Raw genomic sequence first — 16,329 nt, forward strand, 5'->3', positions numbered from 1 at the left:
CGCCGTGTTCCTGCCCGTTCTGCTGGGCAGCTTTACAGGGCCGCTCGGGTGGAACAACCACAAAAACTATTCAACCGGAATCCAGAGCAGCCGAAGTTCAGTCTCGCCGGACTTCCAGCGGGACGCCTGGGCGGCTGCCGGGGGCAGCGGGTCCGCGCCCGGCCGGGGTTCGGGAGGGTCGGGGTTCGTCGTTGAGCGACAGAAAGCCCAGGACGACCAGCAGCAGGGTGGTCGCGGCCATCACCAGGGTCAGTTCCATGCGTCCAGTGTGCGGGGCCGCCGATCCAGCTGCCACGGTCTCCCGTTCAGTGAGCCCAGAGGCAGCCTAGAGCCCTTCTTCAGACGCCGGGGAGAAGCACCAGCAGCCGCAGGTCCCCGAGGTTGTGGCCAGTCGGCCCGGTCACCAGCGCGTCGCCCAGCCGGGTGAAGAAGGTGCCGGAATCATTGCGGGCCAGAAAAGCGTCCGGGGCGAGACCCAGCCGCCGCGCCCGCGCGAGCGAGTTGGGGGTCAGGAAGGCTCCGGTCGCCGCACTGCTCCCGTCCACCCCGTCGGACCCGGCGGAGAGGGCGTGGAGTCCCTTCTCCCCAAGGTCACGGAGCAGCCACAGGGCGAATTCCTGGTTGCGCCCGCCCACCCCGTTTCCGCGCAGGGTGACGGTCGCTTCGCCGCCGGAGAGGAGAACCAGCGGGGCAGGCAGGCCGGGGAGGCGCCGCCGGATCTCTGCCGCGTGCCAGGCCGCGAGGTCGCGCACGTCGCCGTCCTGGGTGGCGGAGAGGAGGTGGGCGTCAATCCCGCGCCGGGTGAGGGCGTCGCGGGCCGCCCCCAGCAGCACCCGCCCGGAGCCGACGATCTGGGTCTGGGCATGGGGCACCTCGCCGGGCTTGGGAGTTTCCCGGAGGTGGCCCCGCGCTCCCGCCGCCAGATGGGCGCGGGCCTCGGGAGCCGCGATCCGGAAGCGGTCCAGCACCGCCAGCGCGTCCGCGAAGGTCGAGGGGTCGGGCACCGTCGGCCCCGACGCGATCACCGAGGGATCGTCCCCGATCACGTCGGAGATGAGAAGCGCCCGCACCTCCGCCTGGGTCGCCACCGCCAGCCGCCCCCCCTTCACCCGCGACAGATGCTTGCGGACGGTGTTGATCGCGGTAATGTCCGCCCCGGCCGCCAGCAGCTCGCGGGTCAGGGCCTGCTTCTGCGCCAGCGTGACCCCCCAGGGCGCCGAGAGCAGGGCGCTGCCACCGCCGGACACGAGGACCAGCACGCGGCTTCCGGCAGGCAGCGCCGAGACGCGGGCCAGCACCGCCTCGGCTGCCCGCACGCTGTCCTCACCGGGAACGGGGTGGGAGGCGGGATAAATCTCTGCTCCCGCCGGGGCTTGAAGGTCCGCCGAGTCACGCGGGGCCACGGCGAGACCGGGAACCCCCGGATGGGCCTCCAGTGCGGCCCGCAGCATGGGCAGGGCTGCCTTGCCGAACGCAACCACCAGGTCAGGGCGTGGCCCGTCCAGATGGGGCACGAGCAGCCGGGCTGGGGCCACCGCCGCGAGCGCCTCCCGGTAGGTGTCCTCCAGCACAGCCCGCCAGTTCATGCCCAGAGCATAAAAAAACCCCTCCCCCTGGTGGGAGAGGGGCCTTGCGGGGCAAGGGGGTGAGGGGGCCTCAGTAAGGCTGCGCCTCCTTGCTGCGCTCCTCGGCCTGCGCCACGGCCTCGCGCTCGCGCTCCTCCCGGCCCCGGCGCACCTGCTCAAGCCCCTCGGCCACGCGGCGGCCATAGTCCTCGTCGCACTTCGTGAACAGCTCGACCATCCGCGCCTGCACCTCGGGGGTGGCGGCAGAGATGTTTTCCACGAGGTTCGAGATCAGGTCGTCACGCTCCCAGTCCTCGAAAGCCCGGTACTGTTCGCCCGCCTGCTGAAAGTCGTTGGTGCGCTCGATGGGCGCCCGCTGGAGATGACCTTCGACCCAGGGGGTGTATTCCACCACGTCACGCGGCGCTTCACGCAGGCCGTTCGTGGAGTTGGGCTCGTAGTTGACGTGGGGGTTTTGCCCCGGCGCCACGTCCACCCGGTAGGCCATCTGCCCGTCGCGCTGGTTGGTGGCGACGTGCTTTTTGGGCGCGTTGATCGGGAGCTGGAGGTAGTTCGTGCCCACCCGGTAGCGCTGGGTGTCCGAGTACGAGAAAGTCCGCCCCACCAGCATCTTGTCGTCACTGAAGTCCAGCCCGTCCACGAGAACACCCGTGCCGAAGGCGGCCTGCTCGACCTCCGCGAAATAGTTCTCCGGGTTGCGGTCGAGGGTCATCCGGCCGACCGGGAGCCAGGGGAACTGCTCCTTGGGCCAGATCTTGGTGTCGTCGAGCGGATCGAAGTCGAGTTCCGGGTGGTCGTCGTCCGACATGATCTGGACGAGGAGTTCCCACTGCGGGTAGTCGCCGCGCTCGATGGCCTCGTAGAGGTCCTGGGTGGCGTGGTTGATGTTCTTGGCCTGAATCTGCTCGGCGTCGCGCTGGGTCAGGTTGCGGATGCCCTGCACGGGCTCCCAGTGGTACTTCACGAGCACGGCCTCGCCCTGGTCGTTCACCCACTTGTAGGTGTTCACGCCCGAACCCTGCATCTGGCGGTAGTTCGCCGGGATGCCCCAGGGCGAGAACAGCAGGGTCAGCATATGCATCGCTTCGGGCGTGTTGCTCATGAAGTCGAAGATGCGCCCGCCGTCCTGCCGGTTCGTCACCGGGTCAGGCTTGAGCGAGTGAATCACGTCCGGGAACTTGATCGCGTCGCGGATGAAAAACACCTTGAGGTTGTTCCCCACGAGGTCCCAGTTGCCGTCTTCCGTGTAGAACTTCACCGCGAAACCGCGCGGGTCGCGCATCGTCTCCGGCGAGTGGCTGGAGTGGATCACGGTGGAGAAACGCACGAAGACGGGGGTGCGCTTGCCCGCCTCCTGAAAGAGCTTGGCCCGCGTGTACTTGCTGATAGGCTCGTCGCCCACCTTGCCATAGGCCTCGAAGTAGCCGTGCGCCCCGGCGCCGCGCGCGTGCACGACCCGCTCGGGGATACGCTCGCGGTCGAAGTGGCTGATCTTCTCGAGGAACTGGTAGTTCTCCAGGGTGGCGGGGCCGCGCGTGCCCACGGTGCGCTGCTGCTGGTTGTTGCGGACGGGGTGGCCCTGCCGGGTGGTCAGGGTGCGCTCGCCCTCGGCAGCGGTGTTGTGTTCGGGAAGCTTCTGGTCGCTCATGGGTCCTCCTGTGGCTCAGCGTGCAGCCGGGCGAGGTGCCCGGCCGTGTCCTGGCCTCCAGTCCCAGACTGCCATACCCTGCCGGGGTGTTCCTTCGCCGGGAGACAGTCTTCAGGGGGCATGAAGGCGGTGGGTCGGGACGCCCGCCCGCGCCCTCACGCCTCTCGCGCCACCCGCAGCAGCTCTCCGCTGACGATCAGTTCGCGCACCCGCAGGAGATCGGGGCGGTAGTAGCGGTCGCGCTCCATCGGGGCGATCTCCCCCCGCAACCGCTCCCACGCCGCCTGTACGCCCGCGCCTGCCCGCAGCCCGCCAAAGTCGAGGGCCTGCGCCGCCGCGAGCAGTTCGACGGCCAGCACGGACGTTACGTTGTCCACGATCTGCCGCAGTTGCCGCGCCCCGTGCGCCCCCATGCTGACGTGGTCCTCCTGATTGGCCGAGGTGGGGATGGAGTCCACGCTGGCCGGGTGCGCGATCACCTTGTTCTCGCTGACCAGGGCCGCCGCCGTGTACTGCGCGATCATCAGGCCGGAGTTGAGGCCCCCCTCCGGCGCGAGAAAGGCGGGCAGGCCGGAGAGGGCCGGGTTGAGCAGTTGCTCGGTGCGGCGCTCGGAGACGCTGCCGAGTTCGGCCACCGCCACCTTGAGCGCGTCGGCGCTCAGGGCGAGGGGCTGGCCGTGGAAGTTGCCGCCGGAAATCACTTCCCCGGTGTCGGGGAAGATCAGGGGGTTGTCGGTGACCGAGGCGAACTCGACCGCCAGCACACGCTCCGCCTGTGCCAGCGCGTCCCAGGTCGCCCCATGCACCTGGGGCACCGCCCGCAGGCTGTAGGCGTCCTGCACCTTGCCGCAGTTTGCGTGGGCGGGAGCGATGTCCGAGCCGCGCAGGAAGGCGCGGACCTCCCCGGCCACCGCCACCGCGCCGGGGTGGGGCCGCAGGGCCACGACGCCCGCCGAGAAGGGGCGGTGCGAGCCGGAGAGGGCCTCGACCGTCATCGCGGCGGCCAGGTTCGCGGTGCCCAGCAGGGTGCGGGCATCGGCCAGGGCGAGGGCCAGCAGGCTGCCCATCAGTTGGGTGCCGTTGATCAGGGCGAGACCTTCTTTCGCCTCCAGTACCAATGGCGCGAGGCCCAGTTCGGCCAGCACGTCTCCAGCGGGACGCACCGCTCCCCCCACCTCCAGTTCCCCCAGCCCAATCAGCGCCAGCGCGAGGTGGGCCAGCGGCGCGAGGTCGCCTGACGCGCCCACGCTGCCCTGCGCGGGGATGACGGGGTGGGCACGGACGTTCAGCAGCGCGAGCAACAGCTCCACGACCCCCGGCCGCACGCCCGAATGCCCCAGCGCGAGCGACTGCGCCCGCAGCAGCAGCATCCCGCGCACGACCTCGGCGGGCAGGGCCTCCCCCACCCCGACCGCGTGCGACACGATCAGGTTGTGCTGAAGCTGCGCGAGCTGGTCCCGGCCCACCCGCACCGAGGCGAACTTGCCGAAGCCGGTATTCACGCCGTACACCGCCTCGTCGCCGTCCACGATGCGCTCGACAACCGCCCGTGCCCGCCGGATACGCTCCCGCGCCGCGTCTGCGAGCGTGACCGGCTCGCCGCCGCGCACGACGATCAGAAAATCTTCCAGCGAGAGGGTCTGGTCCAGAATCACAGCTTGACCTCCTTCACAGGCTGGCCGCTCACGTACACCCCGCGCACCGGACTGGCCCCCAGCGTATAGGCGAGGTCGCGCCAGTCGGCGGAATGCAGGGCGAGGAAGTCGGCCCGCGCCCCGGGCACGAGGGCACCCCGGTCGGTCAGGCCCAGCCCGGCGGCGGCGTTCACGGTGCAGGCGGTCAGCGCCTCGGCGGGGGTCAATCCACACAGCCGCACGGCGAGGGCGAGGGCCAGTTGCGAGCTGAACACGGGCGAGGAACCGGGGTTGAGGTCCGTCCCCACCGCCACGCACGCACCCGCGTCCACCAGCGCACGGGCGGGAGCAGCGGGCAGGCCGAGGTGAAGGGTGACGCCGGGAAGGACGGTCGCCACTGTCGTCGAGGCCGCCAGCGCCGCGATCTGTGCCGGACCGCTCGCCTCCAGATGGTCCACGCTCAGCGACCCCAACTCGCAGGCGAGTTCGACCCCACCGACGGCGTGGAACTGGTCGGCGTGCAGCTTGGTGGCGAGGCCGTGGGCTTTGGCAGCTTCGAGAATGGTCTGGGTTTCCGCAACGCTGAAGGCTTCCTTCTCGCAGAACACGTCTACAGCCTGAGCCAGATTTTCCTGGGCCACTTCCGGAATCAAGTCCTCGCAGACGGCGCGGACGTACTCGGCGCGGCCCTCGGACGGCGGAACATGAATCAGCAGCGTGGGCAGCAGCGTGAACTCCAGCGCCAACTCGCGCACGGCCTCCAGCATCCGCAGCTCGGCCTCGAAGTCCAGCCCGTAGCCGCTCTTGACCTCCACGGTCGTCGCGCCCGAATCCCGCAGGGCTTGCAGGCGTGGCCGGGCCAGAGCGACCAACTCGTCCCGCGAAGCTGCCGCCGTCGCCCGCATGGTGGAGCGGATGCCGCCGCCCCGCGCGAGGAGGATTTCGTAAGGTACCCCCTCCACCCGCGCCTCGAAATCCGAGAGGCGGTCCCCGGCCCAGACCGCGTGGGTGTGGGGGTCCACCAGACCAGGCACCACCGCCACGCCCCCGAGGTCGCGCTCGTGCGCCGTCGCGGGAGCCTCGACGCGGCGGCCCACCCAGCGAATGAGCCCACCGGAGACGAGGAGGGCAGCGTCCTCCAGCACGGTCAGCTCGCGCATCGCCCGCCCCCGCTGCGGGCCGGGGCGGGGGGTGACGAGCTGGGAAATCCCGGTGTAGAGCGTGTCAGTCACGGAAGACCTCCGCCAGCGTCTCCATGATCAGCCGCGCCCCAATGAGTTCGCTACGCCCGGTCGGATCAAGGTTCGGCGCGAGTTCCACGAGGTCGAGGCCCACGACCGTGTTGCGGCGGGCCGTTTCCGCGAGCACTCGCATCGCCTGACCGTAACTCAGTCCATCCGGTTCCGGACTGCTCGTCCCCGGCAGCACGGCGGGGTCCAGGGCATCGGCATCCACGCTGAGGTAGACGTTTTTGCCAGTTGGCAAGCGGGCCAGAACCCCGGCGAGGTCGCTTGCCACGTCCTCCATCGGGATCAGCGTATGGCCCCGTGCCCGCGCCGTCGCCACCGCCTCGGGATCGAAGCGCAGCCCGCGCAGGCCCACGGTGGTGATGTGGACGAGGTTCGGCAGAACTTCCACCGCCCGGCGAAAGGGGCTGGAGTTGGAATAGCGGGTGTCGTTGCGGGTGTCGGTGAAGTCGAGGTGCGCGTCGAGTTGCACGACGTGGAGGTCGGCCACGTCGTCGAACGCCCGCAGCAGGGGAAAGGTGACGGAGTGGTCGCCGCCCAGGAAGATCGGAAGTCGGCAGCGTTCCCGCACCTGCCGCGCCGCGTCCGTCGTGCGGTCGCGGGCGAGTTCGGGTTCGAGGGAAGGCAGGACCACGTCGCCCGCGTCGGTGAAGGTCACGCCCTGCAAGCGGGGGGCACCGTCCAAGCCCGTGAAGGGCGGCACGTAGCGCAGGCTGGCTTCCCGCAGCGCACGCGGCGCGAAGCGGGCACCAGGGCGGAACCCCAACGCGATATCAAAGGGCACGCCCAAGACGGCCACGTCCGAGCGCCAGTCGCCGTCCGGCGCCCCGTGTGGGCCACGGGCAAAGGTGGGAATGCCGCCGTAGGGGAGGTGGGTGGGCTGGCTCACCCCTGCTCCCTGGTGTGGTCCCTGGTCCCCAGACTCGGCAGGTCCAGCCCACGCTCCCGCGCCACGTCCAGCGCGAGGTCGTAGCCCGCGTCCGCGTGGCGGATGACGCCCAGGCCAGGGTCGTTCGTGAGGCAGCGGCTCAGGCGGGCAGCGGCTTCCGGCGTTCCGTCCGCCACCGCAACCAGCCCGGAGTGCTGCGAGAAGCCCATCCCCACGCCCCCGCCGTGGTGAAAACTCATCCACGCCGCACCCGAGGCGATGCCCACGCCAAAATTCAGCAGCGGCCAGTCGGACACGGCGTCCGAGCCGTCGCGCATGGCCTCCGTCTCGCGGTAGGGACTGGCGACCGACCCCGCGTCGAGGTGGTCGCGGCCGATCACGACCGGGGCCTTCAGCCGCCCGTCCGCCACCATCTCGTTGAACAGCAGCGCCGCGCGGTCGCGCTCGCGGTAGCCCAGCCAGCAGATGCGGGCGGGCAGGCCCTGAAAGGCGATCTGGTCGGCGGCATAGGTCAACCAGGATTGCAGCCGCTCGTCTTCCGGGAACAGGTCGAGGAGTGCCCGGTCGGTCGCCCGGATATCCTCGGGGTCGCCGGAGAGGGCCACCCAGCGGAAGGGGCCGCGCCCCTCGCAGAACGAGTCGCGGATAAAGGCGGGGACGAAGCCGGGATAGTCGAAGGCGTTCTCCACGCCCGCCTCCCGCGCCCGCTGCCGCAGGTTGTTGCCGTAGTCGAAGGCGACCGCGCCCCGCCGCTGGAGTTCCAGAATCGCCCGGACGTGCGCGGCCATCGCGTCGTAGGCACGGCGGCGGTACTCTCCCGGCTCGTCCTGGCGCAGCCGGGAGGCGTCCTCGTCGGCGGCGACGGGCGGGAGATAGCCCCACATGGGGTCGTGGGCGCTGGTCTGATCGGTGACGAGGTCAGGGGTATAACCGATCTCCACCAGCCGGGGAATCAGGTCGGCGGCGTTCCCGAGGAGGCCGATAGAGCGGGCCTCTCCAGCCGCCTTATAACGCTCGGCCCGCGCGATGGCGTCTTCCAGCGAGTCGGCCACCTCGTCGAGGTAGCGGGTGTCCAGCCGTTTCTGCACGCGGGTGGGGTCGACCTCGACCGTGATGCTCACCCCACCCGCCAGCTTCACGGCGAGAGGCTGAGCGCCGCCCATGCCGCCCAGGCCCGCCGTGACGGTGACGGTGCCTTTCAAGGAACCGCCGAAGTGCTTGCGGCCCGCCGCCGCGAACGTCTCGTAGGTGCCCTGGAGAATGCCCTGGGTGCCAATATAAATCCAGCTTCCGGCCGTCATCTGCCCGTACATGGCGAGGCCCGCGCGGTCGAGGCGGTCGAACTCCTCCCAGGTCGCCCAGTGCGGCACGAGGTTGGAGTTGGCGAGCAGCACGCGGGGCGCCCACTCGTGCGTTTTCAGGACGGCAACGGGTTTGCCCGACTGGATCAGCAGGGTCTCGTCGTTCTCCAGGCGGTCGAGCGTCTCCACGATCCTGTGGAAGGCGGGCCAGTTCCGCGCCGCCTTGCCGCGCCCGCCGTACACGATCAGCTCGGCGGGGTGCTCGGCCACCTCCGGGTCGAGGTTGTTCATCAGCATCCGCTTGGCGGCTTCCTGAATCCAGCCCTTGGCGGTTTTCTGGGAACCACGCGGGGCGCGGACGACGGGGGCAGACGGGTCGGTGGTCTGGGTCATGCTCGGCTCCTTGCGCGGCGACTGGGCCGGGAGGGTGGGCGTCCGGGAGGGGGAAAACGTCTCTATCGTCGCGCCGCGCCGCAGCGCTGTCAGGCCCCTTTCCGCCTGAGCCGGAAAACGTGTGGAAGTGTGCTACTGCTGCAAGAGTCGGCCCGGCATACTCCTCTCATGTGGAGCCGTCTGGAGCGGGCCTGGGCCGTGCGTATGAGTGACCGGGCGCTGGCCCTGGAGACGGCCGAGGAGCAGCCCAGAAGCGTGGGGCACGAGGTCCTGCGGGCCTACCTGCACTGGCGCGACGCCCAGTACGACGAGGCCTTCTTGTGCCTGGAGCGGGCCGACGCGCGGATGGAGGAGGCCCCACCCGTCTGGGCCGCCCGCGCCGCGAACGTGCGGGGGGTGGTGCTGCTCAACCTGGGGCGGGGTGACGCCGCCCTCACGGCCTTCCAGAGCCAACTGACGCTGGCCCGCGAGGCCCACGACCCCGAGATGGAGGGGCTGGCCCACAACGACATCGGCGTGCTGCTGGTCTGGGACGATCCGCAGCGGGCGCTGCTGCGCTATCAGATGGCCTATCAGGTGTTTCAGGAAGCGGGAGAGGCCCACCGGGCCAACCTCGGGCTGGCGAGCTTCAACCTCAGCGTGGTGTACGCGGAGCTGGGGGAGCGGGAGCGCAGCGACGCCCTGCTCGCACAGGCGACCCGGCTGGTGCGGGAGGCGCGGGCGTGGCCGTACTGGGTGGGCACCGTCAGTCAGCAGGCCCTGCGAATCGCCGCCGCTGGAGACCTGGAGGCGGCCCGGCACCTCGTCACGGACCTTCCCCCTGGCCTGCCTGCCGACAGCCACGACACCCTGCGCTTCTTCGCCGCGAAACTGGAGGCGCTGCACGGCGACCCCGCGCGGGCGCTGACGGGGCTGGACGCCCTCTCCGGGTGGCTCGCCGGGCGCGACGACATGCGCGACGACTTTCTGGAAACGCAGGCCCACGCGCTGGAACGGCTGGGGGACTTCCAGGGGGCGGCCCGCGTGTTCCGCGCCCTGCTGGACTGCGTGCGCGAGCGCCACAGGCGCGAGCAGGACATGGGCCTCAAGGTCACGGAAACCATGCACCGCACCGAGGAGACGCGCCGGACCGCCGAGCAGTTCTGGGCCGAGGCGCAGACGCTGCGCTCGCTGCACCGCGAGGCCGCCGAACTCAGCCTGCGCGACGACCTCACCGGGCTGCCCAACCGCCGCCATTTCGTGGCCTGGAGCCGGGAGAATCTGGAGGCTGGGCGCAGGATCACCCTCGCCTTCGTGGACGTGGACCACTTCAAGGAGGTCAACGACGCCCACGGCCACGACGTGGGCGACGCGGTGCTGCGCGGGGTGACGGCCCTGCTGCAGGCCCATCTGGGCGCGGGCGACCTGCTGGCCCGCCTCGGTGGGGACGAGTTCGTGGCGGCGCGGGTGGGAGCGGACGCCGCCGGGCTCTCCCGGAGGCTGGAAGGGGCGCGGCGGGCCTGCGAGAAGCGCGGCTGGGACGAGTTGGGGGCTGCTGTCCCCGTCACCCTCAGCGTCGGGGTCACGGTGGCCGGGGTGCCGCTCCCGGAGGGCCTGCGCCGAGCCGATCAGGCGATGTACGCGGCCAAACGCGCCGGGCGCAATCAGGTCCGGGTCTGGGAGGAACAGCTAGAGGTGGACGCCTGAAACCCTCCCGCAACGGGACACCGGGGGCCGGGCGGGGCACCGTCGCGGCGGCCGTGCGCCTGCTCGAACTGTTCGACGCCGACCACACCGAGTGGCACCTCTCCGACCTCGCCCGGACGCTGGGACGGCCGACCTCCACCCTGCACGAGCAACTGGAAGCGCTGACCGACACCGGCCTGCTGACGCGGGTGGGCCGGGGCCGCTACCGGCTGGGATGGCGGCTGCTAAAGCTGAGTTCAGCCCTGTACGGCAGCCTGCCCTGGTACGCCCCCGCCCACGCGGCGATGGAGCGGGTGGCGCGGGGAACCCACCTGCTGGCCTTTTTGTGCGTGCTGGACGGCCCACCTGGAGAGAGCGGGCGGCTGCTGTGCGTGGCCCGCAGCGTGCAGGGCCGGGACGGGCCGCCCGTGGCCGGGGAGCTGGACTTCGAGTTGCCCGCGCACGCCACCGCGAGCGGCAAGCTGCTGCTGGCGCTGGCGGGGCGGCCTCTTCCCTCCCCTGCCCCGGTCTACACGGCGCAGACCCTGACGGACCCCGCCGTGTGGGAGACCGGGGCCGCCGCCATCCGCCACGCCGGGCACGCGGAAACCGCCGACGAGTGGGCCGTAGGCACCGGGGGCCTGGCCGTGCCCCTGCGCGGGGCGGGCGGGGAGGTGCTCGCCGCGCTGGGCGTCAGCCTGCCGACCGCCCGGTTGCGCGGGCGCGAGACGCTGCTGGCGACCCTGCACGCAGCAGCGGCGGAGGTGGAGTGGGAGTTGGGATACCGTCGCCCACCGCCCCCGCGATAGCCCAACACTGTGGGACGTGATCCTTCCGAGGACCAGCGGGAAAAAGCCCTGCACGGCGCGTCCCATCTCGGCCCTGAGGTTTCTGAGCAGTGCGGACTTCTGGCAACGGCCTTTCCAGAGCGGGCAGAGCAAGTTTCTGTCGGTCGGGGCGATGGTGGCGCTTATTATCTTCCTGCGCGAGCGCGGCTCCGCCGAGTCTAAAAAGGTAGAGGCCCCGCACCGCCACACCGGAAAGTGACCCCAGCAGACGGGAACTGACGCCCGTCTGACCGTCCCATTCACGCCCGAGTCATCCGGCAGCTTCTCACCGGGCGCACACTGGAAGCATGCAAAAGCTGATCGGTTCCGCGCTGCTGGGTGCCCTGCTCGTCGGCTGCGGCACGTCCCCCAGCACCCCGACTCCTGGCACTCCGAACCCCGGCACCCCGACCTACTCGGTCAGCGGGCAGGTGCTGCTGCCGGGAGCGGGCGCGGCGTCGCTGACGGGCGCCGAGCTGGAAGCCCTCTGGGCGCTGCCGCACGTCCCCGGCGAGGTGCTGGTCCGGGACGCGGACGCGGGGACGGGCGGGCTGGGGGCACAGGGCCTCTCGGTGCTGTCGGGCCTGACCCTCCAGGCCGTGCCCGGCACCGACCTCAGCCGGGCGGCGACCCCGGCGGGCGAGGGTGACGAGGCATTCGCGCAACGGCTCGCGGCGGCGGGGCTGGACGTGCAGCCCAACCTGATCTACCGCCCGCTGGCGGTGCCCAACGATCCCGGATTCCCGGCGGGTCCGGGGCTGGCGGTGCCGGGCCGCCCCTACCTCTACGATCAGGATTATCTGACGCGCATCCGGGCGCTGGAGGGGTGGAACCGGCTGGAGGCCCTGGGCAAGCGCAAGTCGGGCGTGCTGACGGCGGTTCTGGACACCGGGGTGGACCGCTCGCACCCTGAGCTGTCCGGGCGGCTGCGGCAGGGGCGGGACTTCTGCTCGCGGTTGGTCGGGGACGCTTGCCAGGGCACCGACGACGACCCCGCCGAGGTCACAGCGGGCGACGTGGGGCACGGCACAAGTTCGGCTGGGATCATCGCCGCCAACACCAACAACGGTCAGGGCATCGCCGCGCTGACCTGGGGCGGCACGGTGCTGCCGGTCAAGGTGTTCGGGACCGACGGCCGCATCTCCGGGGCGACCAGCGCCAGCCTGACGGCGGGATTGAACTACGCGGTGAGGCAGGGAGCGCGGGTCATCAACCTTAGCCTGGGGTTCGCGGGCAAGGACGGACGTCCTGCCCCCGCTGACCCGACCATTGCCCAGGCCCTCGCCAACGCTGCCGCCCGTGATGTCATTGTCGTCGCAGCGGCGGGCAACAGACCAAATGAAGAGGTTCTGGATCAAGCACCGAACACTGGCATCTTCTACCCCGCCAGCGATCCCAACGTACTCGCCGTGGGCGCCCTCGGGCGCGAGGACAGCCTGGCCTGCTACAGTGCCCGGCCCGTCGCGGGGCAAAAGGCGCTGGACCTCGTCGCGCCGGGGGGCAACGCGGGCACGGGTGGCCCGAACTGCTACGTGACCAGCGACTACGACATCCTCACGCTGACCACCGTGGGCCTGGGGCGTTACACCCTGCGGGCCGGGACCAGCGAGGCGGCCCCGCAAGTCAGCGGCGCGGCGTCGCTGCTGCGCGGGGCCTTCCCGAGCCTGACGGCAGCGCAGGTCCGGCAGGCGCTGACGGCGGGAGCGCGGTCGGCGGGGGGGCAGCGGATTCTGAATGTGGAGGGCGCGATTGCTCAGGCCGAACGCCTCACGGCCACGCCGCCCGCCAACCGTAATTACTCCCTCCTCGTGGAGGCGCGGCGCGGCGGCAGCGTCGTGACGAGCAAGACCTTCACGGGCACGCTGCCGCAGGGGCAGCGGGCAATCAACTACAGCCTGAACGGCCTCGCGGCGGGGACATACACCCTGAACGCCCGCGTCACGTTGACCAACCCAAACGAGACGGTCACTGGGACGCGCAATGTGCAGATCAGTGGCAACCTGAGCGGGGTGAACATCCAGACGCAGCGCTGAGTGGGAGGGGGGGGGCGGCGGACTCTAAGTGTGGGTCTACCGCCCCGTCCTGCCGGGCTGACCCTGGCATCACCCACCGCCAGCCTCCTGCGCCTATCATGAACCCGCTATGAAACGCTGGTTCCTGACCGCCGCGCTGCTGGGCTCCGTTGCCACGGCCGCGCCCCTCACCGTCACCATCCTCCACACCGACGACCTGCACGGGCACCTCGACCCGGTCAAGATCGGGGAGGGCACCTACGGCGGCTACGCCCGCCAGACCACCCTGATCAAGCAGTACGCCGCGCAGGACACCAATCCGCTGATCCTCTCGGGCGGCGACACCTTCCAGGGGACGCTGTTCTACAACGTCTACCAGGGCCTCGCGGACGTGCTGTTCATGAACTACCAGGGCTATCAGGCGATGGCCGTGGGCAACCACGAGTTCGACAACGGCCCGGAGGCGCTGGCCCGCTTCGCTCAGAAGGCGCAGTTCCCGCTGCTGGCTTCCAACCTCGACCTCAGCGCCGAGCCGCTGCTGCGGGACCTGATCAAGCCCTACGCGATCATGAGCGTGGGCGGCGACCGGGTGGGCGTGATCGGCGCCGTGACGCCCGACCTGCCGCTGATCAGCTCGCCCGGCCCGAACGTGAAGATGCTGGAACTCATGGGCAGCCTGAACAACAGCGTGAAGGCCCTTCAGGACCAGGGCATCAACAAGATTGTGCTGGTGTCGCACCTGGGCTACACGGTCGAGCAGCAGGTCGCCCGGACGGTGCCCGGCATCGACGTGATCGTGGGCGGGCACTCGCACACGCTGCTGGGCACCTTCGACAACAAGGACTTCCCGGCTCCCGAAGGCCCCTATCCGACCATCGTGCCCAACCCCGACGGCAACCGCACCCTGCTGGTCGCCGCCTGGGAGTGGGGCAAGGTGCTGGGCCGCCTGAAAGTCACCTTCAACGACGCGGGCGCGGTGGACAGCTTTGAGGGCAATCCCATCGTGGTGTCGGCGGCGGTCGCCGAGGACCCCACCTCCAAGCGCATGATCGAGACGCTCAGCGTGCCCATCGCCAACCTGCGCCGTCAGGTGGTCGGCACGACCACGGCGGGCCTGAACGGTGCCCGCGAGATTGTCCGCAAGCGCGAGAGCGGCATGGCGAACGTGCTGGCCGACGCGGCGCTCGCCGCCGGGCAGCGGGCCGGGGCACAGATCGCCTTTATCAACGGGGGCGGCGTGCGCTCCTCCATCGACGCGGGGCCGATCACCTTCGAGGAAGCGATCACCGTGCAGCCTTTCGGCAACACGCTGACGATCCTCGACCTCACGGGTGCCGAGATCAAGCGGGCGCTGGAGCACGGCGTGGCGACCTGGAGCGAGAACAAGGGCCAATTCCTGCATGTGTCCAAGGGGATGAGCTACACCTTCGACCTTGCCCGCCCTGCCGGAAGCCGCGTCACCTCGGTCACGCTGAACGGCCAGCCGCTGAGCGACACGCAGACCTACACGGTCGCCATGAACACCTTCACCGCCAACGGTGGCGACGGCTTCGACGTGTTCAAGAACGCGCAGGGCCGCCGCCTGGACACCGGCACCCTCGACATCGACATTCTGGTGAACTACCTCAAGGCCAACCCCACCATTGACGCGCAGCCGGAAGGCCGCATCATGCTGGTGAACGAGCCGCGCTGAGGAAAGAGCTGGTCAGAAGGGGCGTGCCTGCGGGTGCGCCCTTTTTTCGTAGATGCAGTTATCAGATGTAAATCTATTGACATTTTTATTATCTATTTGTAACCTTCGACGCATGACCGTTCTCGCAACCGCCAGCAAAAAACCCACCGCGCCCCCAGGGTGAGGTGAGCCGCTGCTGTCGTGAGACGTGTGCCCCCGCCTGACCCGAGCAGGCGGGGCTTTGTTTGCCCCTCATCCCACCCCCAACCCTGGAGAGAGACATGACCCCGACCCTGCCGCGCCGCCCCCTGATCGTGGACACCACCCTGCGCGAAGGTGAGCAGTTCGCCGCCGCGCACTTCAGCCCCGAGCAGAAACTGCGGCTGGCCCGCGCCCTCGACGCCTTCGGGGTGGAGTACCTCGAACACACCTCGCCCGTGGCCTCGCCGGGCAGCGAGCGCGACCTGCGGGCGCTGGTGGGGCTGGGCCTCTCGGCCCGCGTGGTGACCCACGTCCGATGCCACGAGGACGACGTGCGCCGGGCACTGGACTGCGGTGCGGACGGGGTGAACCTGTTGTTCGGCACCTCGGCGGTGCTGCGGGAGGCCAGCCACGGGCGCAGCGTGGAGGGGCTGCTGGCTGACGCGCTCGCGGCCATCCGGCTCGCGCAGAACGCGGGGGTGGAGGTGCGCTTTTCCTGCGAGGATGCCTTCCGCACCGAGACGGCCGACCTGCTGCGGGTCTACACCGCCGTGGACGCCTGCGGGGTGGACCGGGTGGGCGTGGCCGACACGGTGGGGGTCGCCACCCCGCGCGAGGTGGAGCGGCTGGTGGGCACGGTGCGGGCAGCGGTGCGCTGCGACATCGAGTTCCACGGCCACAACGACGGCGGCTGCGCGGTCGCCAACGCCGCCGCCGCGTTCGAGGCGGGGGCCACCCACCTCAACGTGACCGTGCTGGGCATCGGCGAGCGCAACGGCATCGCGCCGCTGTCGGGGCTGATCGCCCGGCTGTACCTCTCGAACCCCGCGCTGGTCGGTGCCTACGACCTCGCGGCGCTGCCTGCCCTGGACGCCCTGGTCGCGGAGATGGTGGGCGTGAACATTCCCTTCAACGCCTGCATCACGGGCGAGACGGCCTTTACCCACAAGGCCGGACTGCACACCAACGCCGTGCTGCGCGAGCCACGGGCGTACGAGGCGCTGGACCCCGGCGTGTTCGGGCGCGAGCGGCACCTGCTGAGCGGGAGCCGCCTCACCGGGCGCCACGCCGTCGCCCACCGCGCCGCCGGGCTGGGCGTCCACCTCTCCCCCGCCGACCTGCGCCGCCTGACCGCCCAGGTCAAGGCCGCCGCCGATGCCGGGGCGCTGGCAGACGCCGAGCTGGACGCGCTGATTCTCGCCTTCGCCGGGACGTTGCCCGCCCCGACGGCCCTCGCCTCCAACGCCTGAAAGG

Annotated in this window: 13 protein-coding genes; 6 read left to right on the forward strand and 7 right to left on the reverse strand. The window is 70.5% G+C overall.

Going from position 1 to position 16,329, the window contains the following annotated elements; all coding sequences use genetic code 11:
* Window positions 1-97: 97 nt before the first annotated feature.
* From F8S09_RS17615 to hutU, 7 genes are all read right to left on the reverse strand, one after another.
* Window positions 98-259, reverse strand: a complete 162-nt coding sequence (locus tag F8S09_RS17615) for a hypothetical protein (protein WP_194165255.1) — start codon at window positions 257-259, stop codon at window positions 98-100.
* A gap of 79 nt (window positions 260-338) precedes the next feature.
* Window positions 339-1,586 carry a glycerate kinase type-2 family protein gene (locus tag F8S09_RS06875; protein WP_152870475.1) on the reverse strand — a complete coding sequence of 416 codons (1,248 nt, stop codon included), beginning with the start codon at window positions 1,584-1,586 and terminating at the stop codon, window positions 339-341.
* Window positions 1,587-1,656: 70 nt separating this feature from the next.
* Complete coding sequence (locus F8S09_RS06880; RefSeq protein WP_152870477.1) at window positions 1,657-3,234, reverse strand: catalase; 1,578 nt, start codon at window positions 3,232-3,234, stop codon at window positions 1,657-1,659.
* 155 nt (window positions 3,235-3,389) lie between these two features.
* A complete protein-coding gene (hutH, locus tag F8S09_RS06885) occupies window positions 3,390-4,889 on the reverse strand; it encodes a histidine ammonia-lyase (RefSeq protein WP_322618609.1) in 1,500 nt (499 codons plus the stop codon).
* Window positions 4,886-6,100: an imidazolonepropionase gene (gene hutI, locus F8S09_RS06890; protein WP_322618610.1), complete on the reverse strand. Its 1,215-nt coding sequence runs from the start codon at window positions 6,098-6,100 to the stop codon at window positions 4,886-4,888. The genes hutH and hutI overlap by 4 nt, the downstream gene beginning before the upstream one ends.
* Window positions 6,093-7,004 carry an arginase family protein gene (locus F8S09_RS06895; RefSeq protein ID WP_322618611.1) on the reverse strand — a complete coding sequence of 304 codons (912 nt, stop codon included), beginning with the start codon at window positions 7,002-7,004 and terminating at the stop codon, window positions 6,093-6,095. Before F8S09_RS06895 ends, hutI begins: the two co-directional genes overlap by 8 nt.
* The gene (gene hutU, locus F8S09_RS06900; protein WP_152870479.1) at window positions 7,001-8,698 is read right to left on the reverse strand and encodes a urocanate hydratase; all 1,698 of its coding nucleotides are present in this window, start codon (window positions 8,696-8,698) and stop codon (window positions 7,001-7,003) included. Before hutU ends, F8S09_RS06895 begins: the two co-directional genes overlap by 4 nt.
* Window positions 8,699-8,866: 168 nt before the next feature.
* On the opposite strand from hutU, the gene F8S09_RS06905 reads away from it, so the two are divergent.
* The 6 genes from F8S09_RS06905 (at window position 8,867) to lysS (ending at window position 16,325) form a co-directional block, all read left to right on the forward strand.
* Complete coding sequence (locus F8S09_RS06905) at window positions 8,867-10,384, forward strand: tetratricopeptide repeat-containing diguanylate cyclase (protein ID WP_152870481.1); 1,518 nt, start codon at window positions 8,867-8,869, stop codon at window positions 10,382-10,384.
* Between the two features lie 53 nt (window positions 10,385-10,437).
* Window positions 10,438-11,172, forward strand: coding sequence for an IclR family transcriptional regulator (locus tag F8S09_RS06910; RefSeq protein WP_322618612.1), 735 nt, complete (start codon window positions 10,438-10,440; stop codon window positions 11,170-11,172).
* A gap of 16 nt (window positions 11,173-11,188) precedes the next feature.
* Window positions 11,189-11,410 (forward strand): DUF6766 family protein, encoded by a 222-nt coding sequence (locus F8S09_RS06915; RefSeq protein ID WP_152870483.1) that lies wholly within the window; start codon window positions 11,189-11,191, stop codon window positions 11,408-11,410.
* Between the two features lie 88 nt (window positions 11,411-11,498).
* Complete coding sequence (locus tag F8S09_RS06920) at window positions 11,499-13,223, forward strand: S8 family peptidase (protein ID WP_152870485.1); 1,725 nt, start codon at window positions 11,499-11,501, stop codon at window positions 13,221-13,223.
* Between the two features lie 109 nt (window positions 13,224-13,332).
* Window positions 13,333-14,895 carry a bifunctional metallophosphatase/5'-nucleotidase gene (locus F8S09_RS06925; protein WP_152870487.1) on the forward strand — a complete coding sequence of 521 codons (1,563 nt, stop codon included), beginning with the start codon at window positions 13,333-13,335 and terminating at the stop codon, window positions 14,893-14,895.
* Window positions 14,896-15,155: 260 nt separating this feature from the next.
* Window positions 15,156-16,325 (forward strand): homocitrate synthase, encoded by a 1,170-nt coding sequence (gene lysS / locus F8S09_RS06930; protein ID WP_152870489.1) that lies wholly within the window; start codon window positions 15,156-15,158, stop codon window positions 16,323-16,325.
* Window positions 16,326-16,329 lie beyond the last annotated feature (4 nt).

Origin of the sequence: Deinococcus terrestris (genome assembly GCF_009377345.1) — a bacterium.
GTDB classification, from domain to species: domain Bacteria; phylum Deinococcota; class Deinococci; order Deinococcales; family Deinococcaceae; genus Deinococcus; species Deinococcus terrestris.